Consider the following 16,960-nt stretch of genomic DNA (forward strand, 5'->3'; position numbering starts at 1 on the left):
CGATGGCAGGCCAGGAGCAACAGCAGCCGCAGTCACGTGACAGCCAGGTCGAAGACGACATTCCCGAGGCACCCCCGGCACCGCCCGAGGCGCAGGCATCGGCGTCGACCGAAGGCGTGGACGACCTCCTGGATGAAATCGACGGCGTGCTGGAATCGAACGCCGAAGAATTCGTCCGGGCCTTCGTCCAAAAGGGCGGCCAATAACCCGGACCCGATGGGTGGCGGAAGCCGCGGCCGGCCGGAATCTGTACCGACGTTGAGGTACCACGTTCAAGGAGTGATGAGTGCAGGAATCAACCGCCAACCAGGTAGCCGCCAACGCCACCTCGTCCTTTACCGAGCATCTGCAGCGTGACCGGCCGGAGCTATTACCCTTTAGCCGGTCCTTCTCCGGCAGCGCGTCAGCGGCTGCCCCCGTGCAGGTTCCCCACGCCACCACGATCGTAGCGATGAGCTACACCGACGGCGTCCTGATGGCGGGCGACCGGCGGGCCACCATGGGCAATGTCATTGCCAGCCGGCACATTGAGAAGGTTTTCCCCGCCGACCGCTTCTCGGTCCTTGGCATCGCCGGAACCGCAGGAATTGCTATCGACCTGACCCGGCTCTTCCAGGTTGAACTTGAGCACTACGAAAAGATCGAGGGCACCCAGCTCAGCCTTGAGGGAAAGGCAAACCGGCTGGGCGCCATGATCAGGGGCAATCTGCCCATGGCATTGCAGGGCCTGGCAGTGGTACCGCTCTTCGCCGGCTTCGACACGGGCGCCAACGTGGGCAGGTTGTTCTCCTATGACGTCACCGGAGGCAGGTACGAGGAACACGAACACCACACGGTGGGCTCGGGTTCAGTCTTCGCCCGCGGGGCCTTGAAGAAGCTTTGGCGGCCCAACCTCACCGCCGCCGAGGCGCTGTCCGTGGCCGTGGAATCCCTCTACGACGCGGCGGACGATGACTCCGCCACAGGCGGTCCGGATATCGTCCGGCAGTTGTGGCCGGTGGTCTATACAGTGGACAGGACGGGCGCCCGGCGGGTTCCGGACGCCGAACTATCGGCCGCGTCGCGGAACATCATCGAATCCCGCACCATCGCCGGACGGGAGGCCTGAGATGACGCAGCAGTTCTATGTCTCGCCTGAACAGCTGATGAAGGACCGCGCGGATTTCGCGCGGAAGGGCATCGCCCGCGGCCGCTCGGTGGTAGTGATCAGCTGCGCGGACGGCATCGCCCTGGTCGCGGAGAACCCTTCCCCGTCACTGCACAAGATCGGCGAGATTTACGACAAGATCGCTTTCGCAGCCGTAGGGAAATACAACGAATTTGAAAGCCTCCGCCAGGCAGGTGTCCGCTACGCCGACGTTCGCGGCTACTCCTATGACCGCGAGGACGTCACCGCCCGCGGGCTGGCCAGCGTGTACGCGCAAAGCCTCGGAGCAGTCTTCACCGCCGAGCAAAAGCCCTTCGAGGTGGAGCTTGCCGTCGCCGAGGTGGGCCCCACCCAGGCCGACGACCACCTGTACCGCCTGACCTTCGACGGCTCGATCGCAGACGAACACAGCTTCGTCGTCATGGGTGGGCAGGCCGAGAAAGTCTCCTCCGCCATCGACGCCGGCTGGCAGGTCTCCCTGGGGTTCGCCGACGCCGTCCGCCTGGCCCTGAAAGGGCTGACCCCCGCCGCGGACGCGGACCAACCGCCCACCCCGCTGCCCGCAAGCGCCCTCGAAGTGGCGGTCCTGGACAGGCGTTCCGAAAGCTCCCGCGGGACACGGCGCGCCTTCCGCAGGCTGAACGACGCGGACATTACGGCATTGCTGGCCTAGGAGGACCACATGGACAAGAGAATCTTCGGTATCGAAACCGAATTCGGGATCTCGTATTCAAGCCCCGATTCGAGGCCTCTTGCTCCCGAAGAGGTGGCGCGGTACCTCTTCAGGAAGGTGGTCAGCTGGGGACGCTCATCCAATGTTTTCCTCACCAACGGTTCCCGGCTCTACCTCGATGTTGGATCCCACCCCGAGTACGCCACCGCCGAGTGCGATGACCTTGCCCAGCTGATCGCCCACGACCGCGCGGGCGAGCTGATCCTCGACGACCTCGTGGACGAAGCCCAAGCCAGGCTCGCGGCGGAGGGCTTCAATGGCACCGTTTATTTGTTCAAGAACAACACGGACTCCGCCGGGAACTCCTACGGCAGCCACGAGAATTACCTCATCCCGCGGCGCGGGGAATTCTCCCGCCTCGCGGAGATCCTGATCCCTTTCCTGGTGACCCGCCAGCTCATCGCAGGGGCCGGAAAGATCCTCAAGACGCCGCACGGAGCCACCTACGCGTTCTCCCAGCGTGCCGACCACATTTGGGAGGGCGTATCCTCCGCAACCACCCGGTCACGCCCCATCATCAACACCCGGGACGAGCCACACGCGGATGCCGAGTTCTACCGTCGGCTCCACGTCATTGTCGGGGACTCGAACATGTCAGAGGCCACAGCGCTCATGAAGGTGGGCACCGTGGACCTGGTCCTGCGGATGATCGAAGCAGGCGTGATCATGCGCGACATGCGGATGGAAAACCCCATCCGGAGCATCCGCGAAATTTCCCATGACCTCAGCGGCAGGGCACTCGTGCGGCTCGCCAACGGCCGCCAGCTTACCGCCCTGGAGATCCAGCAGGAGTACCTCACCAAGGTCACCGCTTTCGTCCAGGAACATGGCGCGCACAACCCGCACGTTCCAGTAATCCTGGACTTGTGGGAACGGACCCTCCACGCGATCGAGACCGGTGATACCAGGAGCATCGACACCGAAATCGACTGGGCCATCAAGAAGAAGCTGATGGACAACTACCGCGAACGCCATGGCCTGGGCCTGGAGGCTCCACGCATCGCCCAGCTGGACCTGACGTACCACGACATCTCCCGCAGCCGGGGCATCTACTATTTGCTGCAGTCCCGCGGTGCCGTGCGCCGGATCGTTGACGATACCGTCATCAAGGGAGCCGTGGACGCGCCGCCGCAAACCACGCGCGCCAAGCTGCGGGGCGACTTTGTCCGCCGCGCGCAGGAGTTGGGCCGCGACTACACGGTGGACTGGGTGCACCTGAAGCTCAACGACCGTGCCCACCAGACCATTCTCTGCAAGGATCCGTTCCGCAGCGTGGATGAGCGCGTGGATGCCCTGCTCGACTCTATGGGCTGACGTCCAGCTTCAGGGTCTATTCTGGATAAGGTCCTTTTAACGGGACCTGCCACGGCATTGTCCGCTGCCATGCGGAATGCCGTATCCATCTTGCCCCGACGAAAGTTTCCTACGTGCGCCGACTACTAGCAATCCTCCTTCCCGGCCTGCTGCTGCTGACCGCCTGTGGAGGCACAGCTTCACAGCCTGAGCCCACCAGCCAGTCCGCCGGGGAGACTGCAAAGTTCGACTCCCTCAAACTCACGGACAACGGGGACAAGAAGGCCCCGGGCGTGGACTTCGACAAGCCCCTGTCCGTCACTGAACCGACCATCAAGGTCGTTTCCCAAGGCAGCGGCGACGCCGTCAAGGCAAACCAGGTAGCCAAGATTTCGATCCTGGCCCTGAACGGCACCGACGGATCCCAGCTGGAGGACACGTTCCCCAGCGAGCCCGAGAGCCTCAAGCTGACCGACGACCTCAAGACCAGCAGCCCGGTCATCTACAACGCCTTCGTTGGCGCGAAGGTCGGATCCAGCCTGGCCTTGGCCGTCCCCGGCCAGCAAAGTGCCCCGTCAGCCAGCCCCAGCCCGTCCGACGGCGCCAGCCCCAGCCCGAGCGCTGCAGCTGATCCCACCCAGTTGCTGATCATCAAAGTCATTTCCGCTGCCGACTCCACGCCCGTCCTGGACAAGCCCCAAGGCGAGACCGTGACGCCGCCTCCCGGCCTGCCCACCGTGACGGAAAAAGACGGCAAGCCGGAAATCAACGTTGCGGGTGCCCCCGCGCCCACATCCCTCGTATCGCAGGACCTGATCAAGGGCACGGGCGCCACCGTCAAGGAATCCGACACCCTGACCGTGAACTACGTTGGCGTCAACCTCGCCGACGGCACAAAGTTTGATTCCAGCTTCGACCGCGGCCAACCGGCAACCTTCCCGTTGACCGGTGTCATCAAGGGCTGGACCCAGGGCCTGGCCGGCAAGACGGTCGGCTCCCGTGTCCTGCTCGTCATCCCCAAGGACCTGGCTTATGGCGACGCCGGCCAGGGCCAGGCGAAGGGTGACCTTGTCTTCGTAGTGGACATCCTCGGGGTCAAGTAGCAACACTTACAAGGAGGCCGCATCCTTTCGCGGCACCCACCAGTACACTCACGCAGAGGAGCAAGCATGTCGTTTGGACAGCGGGAATTCGACCGCCAGAAGCCCGAGATCGATTTTCCGGAAGGCGACGTCCCCACGGAACTGGTCATCACCGACATCATTGAGGGCGACGGCCGGGAAGCCCAGGCGGGCGACACCGTCTCCACCCACTATGTTGGCGTGGCCTGGTCCACGGGCGAAGAGTTCGACGCCTCATGGGGCCGCGGCGCACCGCTGGACTTCCGTGTCGGCGTCGGCCAGGTCATCCAGGGCTGGGACCAGGGCCTGCTGGGCATGAAGGTCGGCGGCCGCCGCCGCCTCGAGATCCCCTCAGAACTGGCATACGGCTCCCGAGGAGCCGGTGGAGCGATCAAGCCCAACGAGGCGCTGATCTTCGTTGTGGACCTCGTCGGGGTCCGCTGACTTTCAGCACACCGCACCAACCACAGGCGCGGCAGCACGGGGATGTTTCCCGGTGCTGCCGCGCTTTCGGTTTAAGGCGGAGGAGTTTAGTAACGTAGCCAAGGTGTCCGTATCCCGCACTGAACGACTCCTCAACCTGTTGATCGCGCTCCTGAATACCCGCTATGGGCTGCGGCGCAGTGAACTGCGGGAGAAGGTCTACCACGACGCCTCCGGCAACGACGTCGCATTTGGACGGATGTTCGAGCGCGACAAAAACGACCTGCGGGCGATGGGCTTCGACGTCGAGACCCTCACGGATACCGGCTGGAGCGAAGACGACCCCGCCACCACGCGCTACCGGATCGGCAAGGAATCCAACAGGCTCCCCGACGTCCAGCTGGCACCAGAAGAATGGACCGTCCTGCTGCTCGCCTCGCAGCTCTGGGAGCGGGCGGCCCTGGGCGCGGCGGCCCAGAGCGCACTTCGCAAAATCCAGGCCTCCGGACAGCTGGCGGACGTTGAACTGCCCGCCGGTGTCCAGCCCCGGATCAAGCCCGCCGGACAAGCCTTTGATGACATCGTCACCGCCATGCATGCCCGGCATCCGGTCAGCTTCACCTACCTGGCCGGCAGCACCGGCAAGGAGGAAGAACGGGTGGTGGAACCCTGGGGCCTTGGCAGCCGCTTTGGCCAGTGGTACCTGATGGGGAAGGACCGCATCCGCAACGCGCCCCGGCATTTCCGTCTTTCCCGGTTCACCAGCGCCGTCACGGTACTAAGCAAAGACCAGTACGCCCCGCCCGCGGACTTCAGTATCCGCGCCGCATTGGACCGGCTGCCTGAACTGCCGCTGCGCGCCGCCGTCGTGGACGTCAGGAAGGGGCGCCTCCTCGCCTTGCGGAGCCGTGCCGGAGCCGCCGCAACGCAGGTGCCGGGCGGACCGCCCGCCGACGGCTTTGACCGGCTTGTCCTGGAATACCGGGATCCGGAAGTGCTTGCCGAGGAACTCGCCTCCTACGGGCCGGACGCGCTGGTGGTGGACCCGGAAGACCTCGCCGCTGCCGTGCGCCGCCGGCTTAGGGCCGCCGCCGCCTTCAGCGCCGCACCCATCCCCGCCTACACGTTCGTCGACGTCCACGCCCGGGCCGCCCGCAAGCGGACCTCCGAGGACCAGCTCAAGCGCATGCTCCAACTGGTCCCTTTCCTGGTCCACAACCAGGGCCTGCACATCCAGGATGTCGCAAAGCATTTCGGGATCACCCGCGAGGAACTGGAGGCTGATCTCCAGATCCTCATCTGCTCCGGGCTGCCCGAGGGTTACCCGGATGACCTGCTTGATATCCAATGGGAAGACGGCCACGTCTTCATTTCCCAGGATCTGGACTTGAAGCGTCCCGTCCGATTCACCGTGGAGGAAGCCTGCGCACTGCTGACGGGCCTCGAAACGCTCAACGGCCTGCCCGACCTGCCCGGCGGCGGTGCACTGGAATCGGTCACCCTCAAGCTGCTCGCCGCAGCCGGTGAGGAAGGCCTCCAGGCGGCCTCCATTGCCGGACCCCAGGTGGCACCAGCAGACGCCGACACCCATGCCACCATCCGGCAGGCCATTGAAACCCGCTCCCAGCTGCGGCTGACCTACCTCTCGCCCCAGCGGGACGCGGTCACGATCCGGGATGTCGACCCCCTACGGCTCTATTCGCTGGACAACACCTGGTATTTCGAAGCCTGGTGCCACAGCGTGTCAGGACTTCGGAACTTCCGCCTGGACCGGGTGCAGGAGGTGCACCCCAACGGCGCACCTGCAGGCCGCCACGCCACGCCCGGCGGCGGCGTGCCCGCCAAACTCTTCACCCCCAACGACGACGACACCACAGTGATCATCCAGCTCACCCGGCAGGGGAGGGGCCTGGCGGACGACTATTACGCGGAGCGCACCGCGGAATTGCCCGACGGCGGCCTGGTGGCCGAGATCAGGTTTGGCAGCACTGCGTGGCTGCCCATGTTCGTGGCCCAGCACGGGGGCACGGCCAGGATCCTGGCGCCGGCGGAACTTGCCGCGGCGGCAAGCGAGTGGCTCGCGGCGTCGCTGGCAACCTACGACGGATAGACTTCCAGCATGCCTTGGTGGTCCTGGATCCTGATTTGGATAGCGCTTGTTGCGGTGTCCCTGCTGTTCTATGTCCTGTTGGGCATCCGCCTTTACCGCCAGTTCATGGCTACGGTAAGGGACCTCAGCGAGGCTGCCGCCAGGCTGGGAAGCCTGGGTCCGGCCGGATTGCCGGAGGAGCCCGCCGCTCCATTAGGTGTCGCGCCGGGTTCGGCCGTTTTTGCCTCGCCCGCTGTCATGAGACATGATTACGAGGCATCCAAATCGGCCAGGCAGGAAGAACGCCGCCGCCGTCGAGTGCAGCGCAAAAAGGACCGGGGCCAGCCGCAGGCGTTCGGAGATCTCGACTTCACATAGAAGTAGGATGTATTTAGAGGAAAGGATTTCCCGTGGGAAGACTCTTTGATGGCCCCTGGCCAATCGTCATTATCATCGTCGTAGCTTTGCTTCTTTTCGCCGCCCCCAAGCTTCCGGCCATGGCCCGCAGCCTGGGCCAGTCAATGCGGATTATCAAATCCGAGGTAAAGGAAATGAAGAACGACGGAAAAGCCGAGCCCCCCGAGCCCTCCGGGCCGGTGGAAGGCACCATCGTGAACCATCCCAAGGCGAAGCCCGGTGAGCCGACAGACGGCACTGACGTTCCGCCGTCGACCCGCGCCTGACCTCCCGTGGCACTGTCGCGGGCCCGTAAAGCCAACCCAGAGGGACGGATGTCCCTCTGGGAGCACCTCAAGGAGCTGAAGAACCGGCTGATCAAGTCGGCCATCGGCGTCGTTATCGGCGGCATTGGGGGCTGGATACTTTACGATCCGCTGTTGAAGGCGCTGGCCGAGCCGGTCAACAGGATCTCCGATGAAACCGGCGGCCTAGCCGCCATCAACTTCGGGACCATCGCCTCACCCTTTGACTTCAAGCTCCAGATGTCGCTCCTCATTGGGGCAGTGATCTCCAGCCCGATCTGGATCTACCAGCTGTGGGCGTTTATCACTCCCGGCCTGACGTCCAAGGAACGCCGCTACACCCTGGGCTACATGGCCGCCGCCATCCCGCTGTTCCTTGCCGGCATTTGGGTGGGGTGGCTGGTGGTTCCCCAGGTGGTGCATGCGCTGACGCAATTCACCCCCGCAGGCTCCTCAAGTGTGATCGATGCACGCACCTACATCGAATTCGTCACGCGCATGGTGCTGATGCTGGGCCTGGCGTTCCTGGTTCCGGTGGTCCTGGTCGGCGTCAATATGGCAGGCCTTGTGTCCGGCCGCACCATCCTCAAAGCGTGGCGCATCACGGTGTTCCTCGTCTTCGTCCTGGCAGCTATCGCCGCCCCGGGCGCGGATGCCATCTCGATGTTCATGCTCGCCGGGCCCCTGCTGGCGCTGTTCTTTGCCGCCATTGGGATCTGCATCATGAATGACAAGCGGCGTGACCGCCGCCAGGCCAAGCAGGTTGCCGAAACCGAGGCCACCGCAGACGTAGCCACCCCGAGCAGTGAACTCAAGAAGCTCTAGCCTGCCGCTAGGCTTGGGATATGTCTTCCAACACCGGGCCGTTCTCCACCGGGCCCACCGATTCAGAAGAACTGTCTCCCGCTGAAAGGTACCGTGCCAGCGCCGAACGCAGGGCTGAAGCCGCCACGTACCTGGGACAGTTTTCCGGAACCCTCGAGTTCGAGCTTGACGACTTCCAGCGGCAGGCCTGCCGTTCACTGCAGGAAGGCAGGGGAGTCCTGGTGGCGGCCCCCACCGGCGCGGGCAAAACCATCGTTGGCGAGTTTGCCATCTACCTGGCCCTGCAACGTGGCCTGAAGGCGTTCTACACCACGCCCATCAAGGCGCTCAGCAACCAGAAATTCAGCGAGCTCGCCGCGAAGTACGGCGCGGACAACGTGGGGCTCCTTACCGGCGACACCAGCATCAACGGCGACGCGCAGGTGGTGGTGATGACCACCGAGGTCCTCCGGAACATGCTGTATGCCGACTCTGCCACGCTTGGCGACCTTGGCTACGTGGTCATGGACGAAGTGCACTACCTGGCCGACCGGTTCCGCGGGGCGGTCTGGGAAGAAGTCATCATCCATCTGCCCAGCGAGGTCCAGGTAGCTTCGTTGAGCGCCACCGTCTCCAATGCCGAAGAATTCGGGGCGTGGCTGGACACCGTGCGCGGCGACACAGACATCATTGTCTCTGAGCACCGGCCGGTACCGTTATGGCAGCACGTCATGGTGGGCCGCCGGATCATGGACCTGTTCGCCGGCGAAACCACCTTCGACGAGATCGCCCCGCCCGGTGGGGACGGAATCGATGAGGCGCCCGCGCAGGCCAAACCCCGCGAAGACGCCAAGGGCCGCGGCTTTGACGTCAACCCTGAACTGCTTGATGTGGCACGCCGCGAAATCCAGCAAAGCTTCCGGAGCCGGCAGGGACCGGGAAAGCGCGGCCAGCGCGGCCGGCGCGGCGATGACCGCCCGGTCCGTGGCAGCGAACCCGCAGGGGTGCGCAGGGCCAGCCGCCCCCAGGTGATCGCCAGCCTCGACCGGATGGACCTCCTGCCGGCCATCACCTTCATCTTTTCCCGTGCCGGGTGTGAGGGGGCAGTCGCCCAATGCGTCGCATCCGGCCTGTGGCTTACCACGGAGACCGAACAGCGGATCATCGCGCAGCGGGTAGACGAAGCCGGGCAGGACATCCCACCGGACGACCTTGATGTCCTGGGCTTTTGGACCTGGCGCGACGGACTGCTCAGGGGTTTCGCTGCCCATCACGCCGGAATGCTGCCCACTTTCAAAGAGGTGGTGGAGAAACTCTTTGCCGACGGACTGGTCAAAGCCGTCTTCGCCACGGAGACCCTTGCCCTCGGCGTGAACATGCCCGCGCGTTCGGTGGTGCTGGAGAAGCTGGACAAGTTCAACGGTGAGGCCCACGTGGACATCACCGCGGGCGAATACACCCAGCTCACCGGCCGCGCCGGCCGGCGCGGCATCGACGTCGAAGGCCACGCCGTGGTGCTGTGGCAGCCCGGGACGGACCCGACGGCGGTCGCCGGCCTCGCCTCCCGGCGCACCTACCCGCTGAACTCGAGTTTCCGGCCCACCTACAACATGAGCATCAACCTGCTTGCACAGTTTGGCCGGTCCCGGGCCCGCGAAATCCTCGAATCGTCCTTTGCCCAGTTCCAGGCCGACCGCTCCGTGGTGGGTCTCGCCAGGCAGGTCCGAAGCAGGGAAGAATCCCTTGCCGGTTACGCCAAATCCATGACCTGCCACCTGGGCGACTTCACCGAGTACGCCCGGCTGCGGAGGGAATTGTCGGACGCCGAGAACGCCACGTCCCGGACCAAGTCCCGTGTGCAGAAGTCGCTGAGCGACGACTCGCTGGCCCGGTTGCTGCCCGGAGACGTGGTCAACGTTCCGGGTGGACGCGCGCCAGGACCCGCCGTCGTCCTCAGTTCCGACCACGGCAGCCGCGAACCGCGGCCGGCCGTCCTCACGCTGGACAACCAGCTCCGGCGGATCGGCACGGACGACCTTGAGGGTCCCATCGCGCCCGTAACCAGGATCCGGATCCCCAAGTCCTTCAACGCCAAGGTGCCCAAGTCACGCCGGGACCTCGCCTCCTCGGCGCGGAATGCGCTGCGGGAGAACCGCCCACCCGCGCCCGGCCAGAACCGGAACCACGACTTCGGCCGCGGAGCGGCGCTGCCCAACCAGGAAAAGCGCATTGCCGATCTCCGGCGTGCCCTCCGGGCGCACCCCTGCCACGGGTGCAGCGAACGGGAAGACCACGCGCGGTGGTCCGAGCGCTGGTGGAAGCTGCGGCGGGAAACGGATGGCCTGGTCCGGCAGATCCAGGGCCGTACCAATACCATCGCCAAAACCTTCGACCGGGTCTGCGACGTGTTGTCCGCTTACGGCTACCTGGAAGACACGGGAGACGGCCGGCTTGTCATCAGTCCCGACGGGCAGCGGCTGCGCCGGATCTACGGCGAGAAGGACCTGCTCATCTCCCAGTCCCTGCGGCTGGGTGCCTTCGACGACCTTGACGCCACAGAGGTGGCAGCGCTGGCCAGCGTCCTGGTGTACCAGGCCAAGCGGGAGGACCGGGGACTGCGGCCACGGATGCCCAGCGTCTCGCTGGAGACCTCCGTGGACATCGTGGTCAGGGAGTGGTCCGCCCTGGAGGACGTGGAGGAGGAGAACAAGCTTCCGCTGACCGGCGAACCCGAACTTGGACTCGTCTGGCCGCTGTACAAGTGGGCCCGGGGACGGCATCTGCAGGATGTCCTGAGCGGGACGGACCTCGCCGCCGGCGACTTCGTCCGTTGGGTCAAGCAGGTTGTGGACCTGCTTGACCAACTGGCCAAAATTCCCGGCCTTGATCCACGCCTGTCCCGGCTGTGCGTTGAAGCCATCACCCTGATCCGCCGCGGCGTCGTCGCTTACTCGTCTGTTCTCTGACCTTTCCACCCCGCCGGCCGGCGTCGGCCTGTTCACACCCCAGGAGTCCTGCCCACCATGCCCAATCCCGCTGCCACGTCCCGCCCCGCTCCGGTCCTGTACCGCAACGGATCCGTCTACACCGCTGCGGACCCATTCGCGACAGCCATGCTGGTGGATGGCGACACCGTCGCCTGGGTTGGTTCTGAACAGGCGGCTGCGTCCATCGCCGACAGCTCGATGGAGGTCATCGACCTCCGCGGCGCACTGGTGGCACCGGGCTTCGTGGACTCGCACATGCACCTGACGGAAACCGGCATCGCCCTGGACTCCCTGCAACTCGGCTCAGCAACGTCTGCCCGGGAGCTCCTGGACGCCGTCGCCGGCGCTAAGGGCGAAGGCACGGTGTTGGGGCACGGCTGGGATGAGACCACATGGGCGGACCCCACGCTGCCCACGGCGGACGAATTGGAGCGGGCGGCCGGAGGCCGGCCGGTCTACCTTTCCAGGGTTGACGTGCACTCGGCGCTCGTCTCACCGTCGCTTGCCCGGTCCGCGGCCCTTCAGGGCCAGGACGGGTTCGACGGCGGAGCCAGGGTCATCCGGGCAGCCCACGCCGCAGCGCGGCTGGCCACACGGAAGCTGCCGGCCGGGGCCCTGAAGCAGCACCAGGCCCGCGCCCTGGCCGAGGCTGCCGCCAACGGGTACGTCGCCCTCGCCGAGATGGGGGCGCCCCACATCGGCGGCCTGGACGATCTCAAGAGCGCCGTCGCATGGAACGCACAGGATGCATCGGCCCGGCCGGTTCCCGAAATCCTGCCGTACTGGGGCGAGGCGGTATCTTCCGAGGAGCAGGCCCGCGCCCTCGTTGCGCAGTTCGGCGGTGGCATCCGCGGGCTCGCCGGGGACCTGAATATTGACGGATCGATTGGCTCCCGGACTGCCGCCCTGCGGGCCGGTTACAGCGACGCCGGCCACGAGCGCGGCGCTGCGTACCTGGACGTCGAGCAGGCCGCAGCCCATCTCGCCGCCTGTTCTCTGGCCGGTATCCAAGGCGGTTTCCACGTGATTGGAGACGCCGGGCTGGACGTTGCCCTGGAGGCGCTCGACCGTGCCGCCCAAGTGGTCGGCGCACAGCGGGTGCGTGCCGCCGGCCACCGCTTCGAGCATGTTGAAATGGTGGATGCCGCCGCCGTCGAAAAACTGGCTTCCTATTCGGTGACTGTGAGCGCCCAACCGGCGTTCGACGCAGCCTGGGGCGGACCCGGCGGGCTTTACGAGCAACGACTGGGGGAGCGGAGCCGGTCCATGAATCCGTTCGCCTCGTTCTACTCAGCAGGGGTCCCAGTCTGCTTTGGCAGCGACAGCCCGGTGACCCCGCTGCGTCCTTGGTCCAGTGTCCGCGCGTGCGTGGAGCACCACAACGAGGGCGAAAGAATTTCCGCACGTGCCGCGTTCCTGGGCCACACCCGCGCCGGCTGGAGGGCCGCCCGGCACACCAACCCGATGGCCGGGCAACTCGTCCCCGGAGCCCCGGCAAGTTTCGCCGTATGGGAGGTGGAAGAACTGATGGTCCAGGTGGCTGACGGCCGGGTCCAATCATGGAGTACGGATCCGCGTGCCAGGACCCCGCTGCTGCCGGCGCTGGACACGGGTTCGGATCCCGTGTGCCTCCAAACCGTGAAAGACGGAGCCGAACTGTTTGCCAGCCCGGCCTTGCGTTCCTGAGCCCGGTTTCTACCGCCCTATAATGGGTAGTTGCGCCCACCGCCGGCCAGCCCGGCACCAGGTGCTCCGACCACTTCCACCAGGAAAGGCCCTTCGTGCGCGTCCTTACGATCATTCCCACCTACAACGAACTGGAATCGCTGCCCAAGACGCTCCAGCGCCTGCGGACGGCTGTTCCGGCGTCGGACGTACTGGTGGTCGATGACAACAGCCCCGACGGTACCGGCACCCTGGCCGACGGCTTCGCCGCGGAGGATCCCCAGGTCCACGTCCTGCACCGCAAAGGCAAGGAAGGCCTTGGGGCGGCCTACATCGCAGGTTTCAAGTGGGGACTGGAAGCCGGCTACGACGTCCTCGTCGAAATGGATGCCGACGGCTCGCACCAGCCCGAACAGCTCCCGCAACTCCTTGAAGCCATTGAGCAGGGCGCAGACCTGGCCATGGGCTCGCGCTGGGTCCCCGGCGGCAGCGTGGTCAACTGGCCGCTGTACCGGCAGGCAATCTCCCGTGTGGGCAGCACGTACGCCCGGCTGATGCTCGGCCTCCGGATCAAGGACGTCACCGGCGGCTACCGCGCCTTCCGCCGAAGCACTTTGGAAAAGCTCAACCTGGACCAGGTGGATTCGGTGGGCTACGGCTTCCAGGTGGACCTCGCTTGGCGCGTCGCCAAACTCGGCCTCCGTATCGAAGAACGCCCCATCACCTTCGTCGAACGCGAACTGGGCGCCTCGAAGATGAGCGGCAACATCGTGGTGGAAGCCATGATCAACGTCACCAAGTGGGGACTCGCGGCTCGCTGGAACACGCTCGCCGGCAAAGTGAAAAACACAAACTCGTAGCCCTTACCACGGTTAAAGAAAGGGGGCGTCCCCGCACTGGAAGTGCGGGGACGCCCCCTCGTTTTTGCGTGGCCTAAGCGGAGCGGCGCTCTCCACGGCGTTCGCGCAGAATGGTGAGGCGGTCCTCAAGGATCTGTTCCAGCTCAGGAAGGGACCGGCGTTCCAGCAGCATGTCCCAGTGGGTGCGGACTGCTTTGTCGTTGCTCGTATCCGGCTTTTCGCCGTCTACCAGGAGCGCTTCCTTGCCGGTCTTGGAGACCCATACCGGAGGAATTTCCGCCTCGGAGGAGAACGTGACGAAGACCTGCTCGCCATCCTCGCAACGGTACTCGACCCGCTGGCGCGGAGCCGGCTCAACTCCGGACTCGGTCTCCATGCTCTGCGCACCAAGGCGCATGCCCCGCAGGCTGCGATCGCTCATGATTTCTCCCTCTGGTCGGTTCGCGGATGAAAACTCCGCGACTGCCGGTGGTGACGATGCGCCGCCGGACTCTTGTGTGCACTGTGCTGCATCATTGGATTCAACGCATTGCGAAGCTGTGTTGTTCCAGCTGGTGGTATCCTGCCGGACAAATACACAATTATACGGGCTTTTTGCCGCCGGAACCAAAACAGGGAGGGGCCCGCGGCGCGGGTCCCTCCCTGTTTCAGGGTCTGGTTAGGGCTCGGTCCGCTGGGCCGGAACGTCGTCGAACAGTCCGTTCGCCGCCTGTTCAGGTGCGTTGCCTCCCAAGGCGCTTCCGATTCCCTTCAGGGCCTCACCGACTTCACTGGGGATGATCCACAGCTTGTTTGCCGAGCCTTCGGCCAGTTTCGGCAGCGTCTGGAGGTACTGGTAGGCCAGGAGCTTCTGGTCCGGGTTTCCCTTGTGGATCGCATCGAAGACCTTCTGGATGGCTTGCGACTCGCCGTCTGCCCGGAGGATGGCGGCTTTGGCCTCGCCCTCGGCCTTGAGGATGGCGGCCTGCCGCTGTCCTTCAGCGGTAAGGATGGCGGACTGCTTGGTCCCCTCGGCGGTAAGAATGGCGGCGCGCCGGTCGCGTTCGGCACGCATCTGCTTCTCCATCGAGTCCTGGATGGAGTGGGGCGGATCGATTGCCTTCAGCTCCACCCGGGACACGCGGATGCCCCAGCGGCCCGTTGCCTCATCAAGAACGCCGCGGAGCTGCCCGTTGATCTGGTCACGCGAAGTCAGGGCCTCCTCGAGGTTAAGCCCGCCCACCACATTGCGCAGCGTTGTCGTGGTGAGCTGCTCCACCGCCTGGATGTAGTTGGCGATCTCATAGGTGGCGGCGCGTGGATCGGTGACCTGGAAATAGACCACCGTGTCGATGGACACCACCAGGTTGTCTTCCGTGATCACCGGCTGCGGTGGAAAGGAAACCACCTGTTCGCGCAGGTCCAGCAACGGCAGGAGCCGGTCCACAAAAGGAATCAGGATGGTCAGCCCCGGGTTGAGCGTCCGCTGGTATTTGCCCAGGCGTTCAACGACGCCGGCACGTGCCTGCGGGATGATCCGGACCGACCGGACCAAAACGATGATGACGAACACGATCAGGACCACCAACACAACGGCCAGGGCGGTTCCGCCTGCGTTTTCCATAAAACTCCTTATCCCCCAAATGTCAGGCTGTTTCAGGGCCGGTGGCCGCCGCCGGCGGCACCGAAACCACTGCTGTTGCGCCGTCAATGGCCGAGACGACCACTTTCTGGCCTGCGGGAAGAACTCCCGCCGCGGAGCGTGCGCTCCAAATATCGCCGCCGATTTTCACCAAACCGCCGTCCGAGGTCACGGCCTCCATGACGATTGCGGGTTCGCCGATGAGGCGGTCAACGTTGGTCCGCTGCTCGGACGGGCCCTTCTTCAGGTGCGAGAGTGCCACCGGCCGCACGAACGCGACCATGAGCAGGGATACGATGCAAAAGACCACCACCTGGAGCCAGGGTTCGGCGCCGGCAAAGTCAGCTGCCAGGGCGGCAAGAGCGCCGCCACCGAGCATGATGAAGAACAGGTCAAGGGTGATCATCTCGATCACGGCAAACGCCAGGAACGCCGTGAGCCACAGCGCCCACCAGTTTTCCCCAAGCCACTCGAACATCCTGTTTCCCCCTTCGTCACGGGGGAGCCGCGTCTGCGGACCCGCCTGCAACTGTCTTTTCATCCTAGTCCGGGGACCGGGCAAGCGCGCCGGACGCAGGCGCCGGCCCGGGGATAGTGGCCAAGTCGTTACGCGGCGCCGTGTTTCCTGGGCCGGAACACCATCAGCCTGAACCGTGCGCCGGCCGTCACGGGTTCGGGGCGGCTCTCCAGCCTTTCCGCGATGTGCCCGGGATCCAGGTGGTGTCCCGCCGGTCCCATGAAGGCAAGGTCCGCGGCGGCCGCGCGGGTCAACGTGAGGGCTATGTCGACGTCGGAGGAGCTGTCCAGGTCGAAATAGCCGGCCATGCCCTCCGCCAGGCGGTCATCCTTCCCCTCTTCGATGCCGAGCATCCCGGTGACCGCGGCAAGTTCCGCGAGGTGGCCGGGCCGGGGAGTCACCACCACCAGCGCCCCGGCAGGGCGCAGTACCCGGGCGAATTCGGCCGGGTTCCGCGGGGCAAACACCACCGTGACAGCGTCCACCGAGCCGGTGGCCACCGGAAGGGGCTGCCAGATGTCGCAGACCATGTTGATGGCTTCCGGGTTGAGCCGCGCGGCGCGGCGCAGCGCAAACTTGGATATATCCAGGCCGATGGCCGCCACGTGCCGCCCGCCAGCGTCCGCGGCGTCGAGGATCTCGCGGAGGTAATGGCCGGTTCCGGTTCCGGAATCCAGCACCGCGGCACCTGTTTCCGAGAGATACGGGACGACGGCGGAAGCTACGGCGCGTGCCAGCGGCAGGTAATGGCCGTTCCCCAGGAAATTGACGCGGGACTGCACCATGGCGGCGCTGTCCGCCTCAAACGACGTTCCCTTGCCAACCAGCAGGTTGAAGTAGCCTTGCCGGGCGGCATCAAAGTGGTGACCGGCAGCGCAAGCCAGCCGGGGTTGCGTCCCGGCGCCGGGTCCGAGGAGTACCAACGGATTCGAGCAGACGGGGCACAGGAGGGGGAGGTCCGCGGATGGCATGGACACCAGTTTATGGTGGCCTGCCCGT

General features: G+C 65.4%; 17 protein-coding genes. 13 read left to right on the plus strand and 4 right to left on the minus strand.

The features are described from left to right. Positions 1 to 2: 2 nt before the first annotated feature. The 13 genes from AC4EEV_RS01140 (at position 3) to AC4EEV_RS01200 (ending at position 13,823) form a co-directional block, all read left to right on the plus strand. Entirely contained in the window at positions 3 to 206 is a 204-nt protein-coding gene (locus AC4EEV_RS01140) for a ubiquitin-like protein Pup (RefSeq protein ID WP_018761343.1), read from the plus strand. Between the two features lie 80 nt (positions 207 to 286). Beyond that, positions 287 to 1,108 carry a proteasome subunit beta gene (gene prcB, locus AC4EEV_RS01145; protein WP_491329964.1) on the plus strand — a complete coding sequence of 274 codons (822 nt, stop codon included), beginning with the start codon at positions 287 to 289 and terminating at the stop codon, positions 1,106 to 1,108. Position 1,109: 1 nt separating this feature from the next. Next, positions 1,110 to 1,820, plus strand: coding sequence for a proteasome subunit alpha (gene prcA, locus AC4EEV_RS01150; protein ID WP_491329965.1), 711 nt, complete (start codon positions 1,110 to 1,112; stop codon positions 1,818 to 1,820). Between the two features lie 9 nt (positions 1,821 to 1,829). Beyond that, positions 1,830 to 3,194: a Pup--protein ligase gene (gene pafA, locus AC4EEV_RS01155; protein ID WP_018761346.1), complete on the plus strand. Its 1,365-nt coding sequence runs from the start codon at positions 1,830 to 1,832 to the stop codon at positions 3,192 to 3,194. 113 nt (positions 3,195 to 3,307) lie between these two features. Continuing rightward, positions 3,308 to 4,276, plus strand: a complete 969-nt coding sequence (locus tag AC4EEV_RS01160) for an FKBP-type peptidyl-prolyl cis-trans isomerase (protein WP_491329966.1) — start codon at positions 3,308 to 3,310, stop codon at positions 4,274 to 4,276. Between the two features lie 66 nt (positions 4,277 to 4,342). Beyond that, positions 4,343 to 4,738 carry an FKBP-type peptidyl-prolyl cis-trans isomerase gene (locus AC4EEV_RS01165; RefSeq protein WP_018761348.1) on the plus strand — a complete coding sequence of 132 codons (396 nt, stop codon included), beginning with the start codon at positions 4,343 to 4,345 and terminating at the stop codon, positions 4,736 to 4,738. A 103-nt stretch (positions 4,739 to 4,841) separates the two neighbouring features. Then, positions 4,842 to 6,827 carry a helix-turn-helix transcriptional regulator gene (locus AC4EEV_RS01170; RefSeq protein WP_491329967.1) on the plus strand — a complete coding sequence of 662 codons (1,986 nt, stop codon included), beginning with the start codon at positions 4,842 to 4,844 and terminating at the stop codon, positions 6,825 to 6,827. Between the two features lie 9 nt (positions 6,828 to 6,836). Beyond that, positions 6,837 to 7,184, plus strand: coding sequence for a hypothetical protein (locus tag AC4EEV_RS01175; protein WP_018761350.1), 348 nt, complete (start codon positions 6,837 to 6,839; stop codon positions 7,182 to 7,184). Between the two features lie 32 nt (positions 7,185 to 7,216). Beyond that, entirely contained in the window at positions 7,217 to 7,489 is a 273-nt protein-coding gene (gene tatA / locus AC4EEV_RS01180; protein WP_109044591.1) for a Sec-independent protein translocase subunit TatA, read from the plus strand. A gap of 48 nt (positions 7,490 to 7,537) precedes the next feature. Next, the gene (gene tatC / locus AC4EEV_RS01185) at positions 7,538 to 8,332 is read left to right on the plus strand and encodes a twin-arginine translocase subunit TatC (RefSeq protein ID WP_018761352.1); all 795 of its coding nucleotides are present in this window, start codon (positions 7,538 to 7,540) and stop codon (positions 8,330 to 8,332) included. Positions 8,333 to 8,352: 20 nt separating this feature from the next. Next, the gene (locus tag AC4EEV_RS01190; protein WP_109044590.1) at positions 8,353 to 11,277 is read left to right on the plus strand and encodes a DEAD/DEAH box helicase; all 2,925 of its coding nucleotides are present in this window, start codon (positions 8,353 to 8,355) and stop codon (positions 11,275 to 11,277) included. A 57-nt stretch (positions 11,278 to 11,334) separates the two neighbouring features. Beyond that, positions 11,335 to 12,984: an amidohydrolase gene (locus AC4EEV_RS01195; RefSeq protein WP_285318073.1), complete on the plus strand. Its 1,650-nt coding sequence runs from the start codon at positions 11,335 to 11,337 to the stop codon at positions 12,982 to 12,984. Between the two features lie 95 nt (positions 12,985 to 13,079). Continuing rightward, on the plus strand, positions 13,080 to 13,823 hold the full coding sequence (locus AC4EEV_RS01200) for a polyprenol monophosphomannose synthase (RefSeq protein ID WP_018761355.1): 744 nt from the start codon (positions 13,080 to 13,082) through the stop codon (positions 13,821 to 13,823). Between the two features lie 73 nt (positions 13,824 to 13,896). On the opposite strand, the gene AC4EEV_RS01205 is transcribed toward AC4EEV_RS01200, so the two are convergent. The 4 genes from AC4EEV_RS01205 to AC4EEV_RS01220 form a co-directional block, all read right to left on the minus strand. Then, entirely contained in the window at positions 13,897 to 14,244 is a 348-nt protein-coding gene (locus AC4EEV_RS01205) for an RNA polymerase-binding protein RbpA (RefSeq protein WP_018761356.1), read from the minus strand. 237 nt (positions 14,245 to 14,481) lie between these two features. After that, a complete protein-coding gene (locus AC4EEV_RS01210; protein ID WP_109044588.1) occupies positions 14,482 to 15,426 on the minus strand; it encodes an SPFH domain-containing protein in 945 nt (314 codons plus the stop codon). A gap of 22 nt (positions 15,427 to 15,448) precedes the next feature. Continuing rightward, positions 15,449 to 15,922: an NfeD family protein gene (locus tag AC4EEV_RS01215; RefSeq protein ID WP_018761358.1), complete on the minus strand. Its 474-nt coding sequence runs from the start codon at positions 15,920 to 15,922 to the stop codon at positions 15,449 to 15,451. A gap of 128 nt (positions 15,923 to 16,050) precedes the next feature. Continuing rightward, a complete protein-coding gene (locus tag AC4EEV_RS01220) occupies positions 16,051 to 16,932 on the minus strand; it encodes a putative RNA methyltransferase (protein ID WP_018761359.1) in 882 nt (293 codons plus the stop codon). Between the last annotated feature and the right edge of the window lie 28 nt (positions 16,933 to 16,960).

It is taken from the genome of Pseudarthrobacter sp. MOO14, from assembly GCF_058267675.1.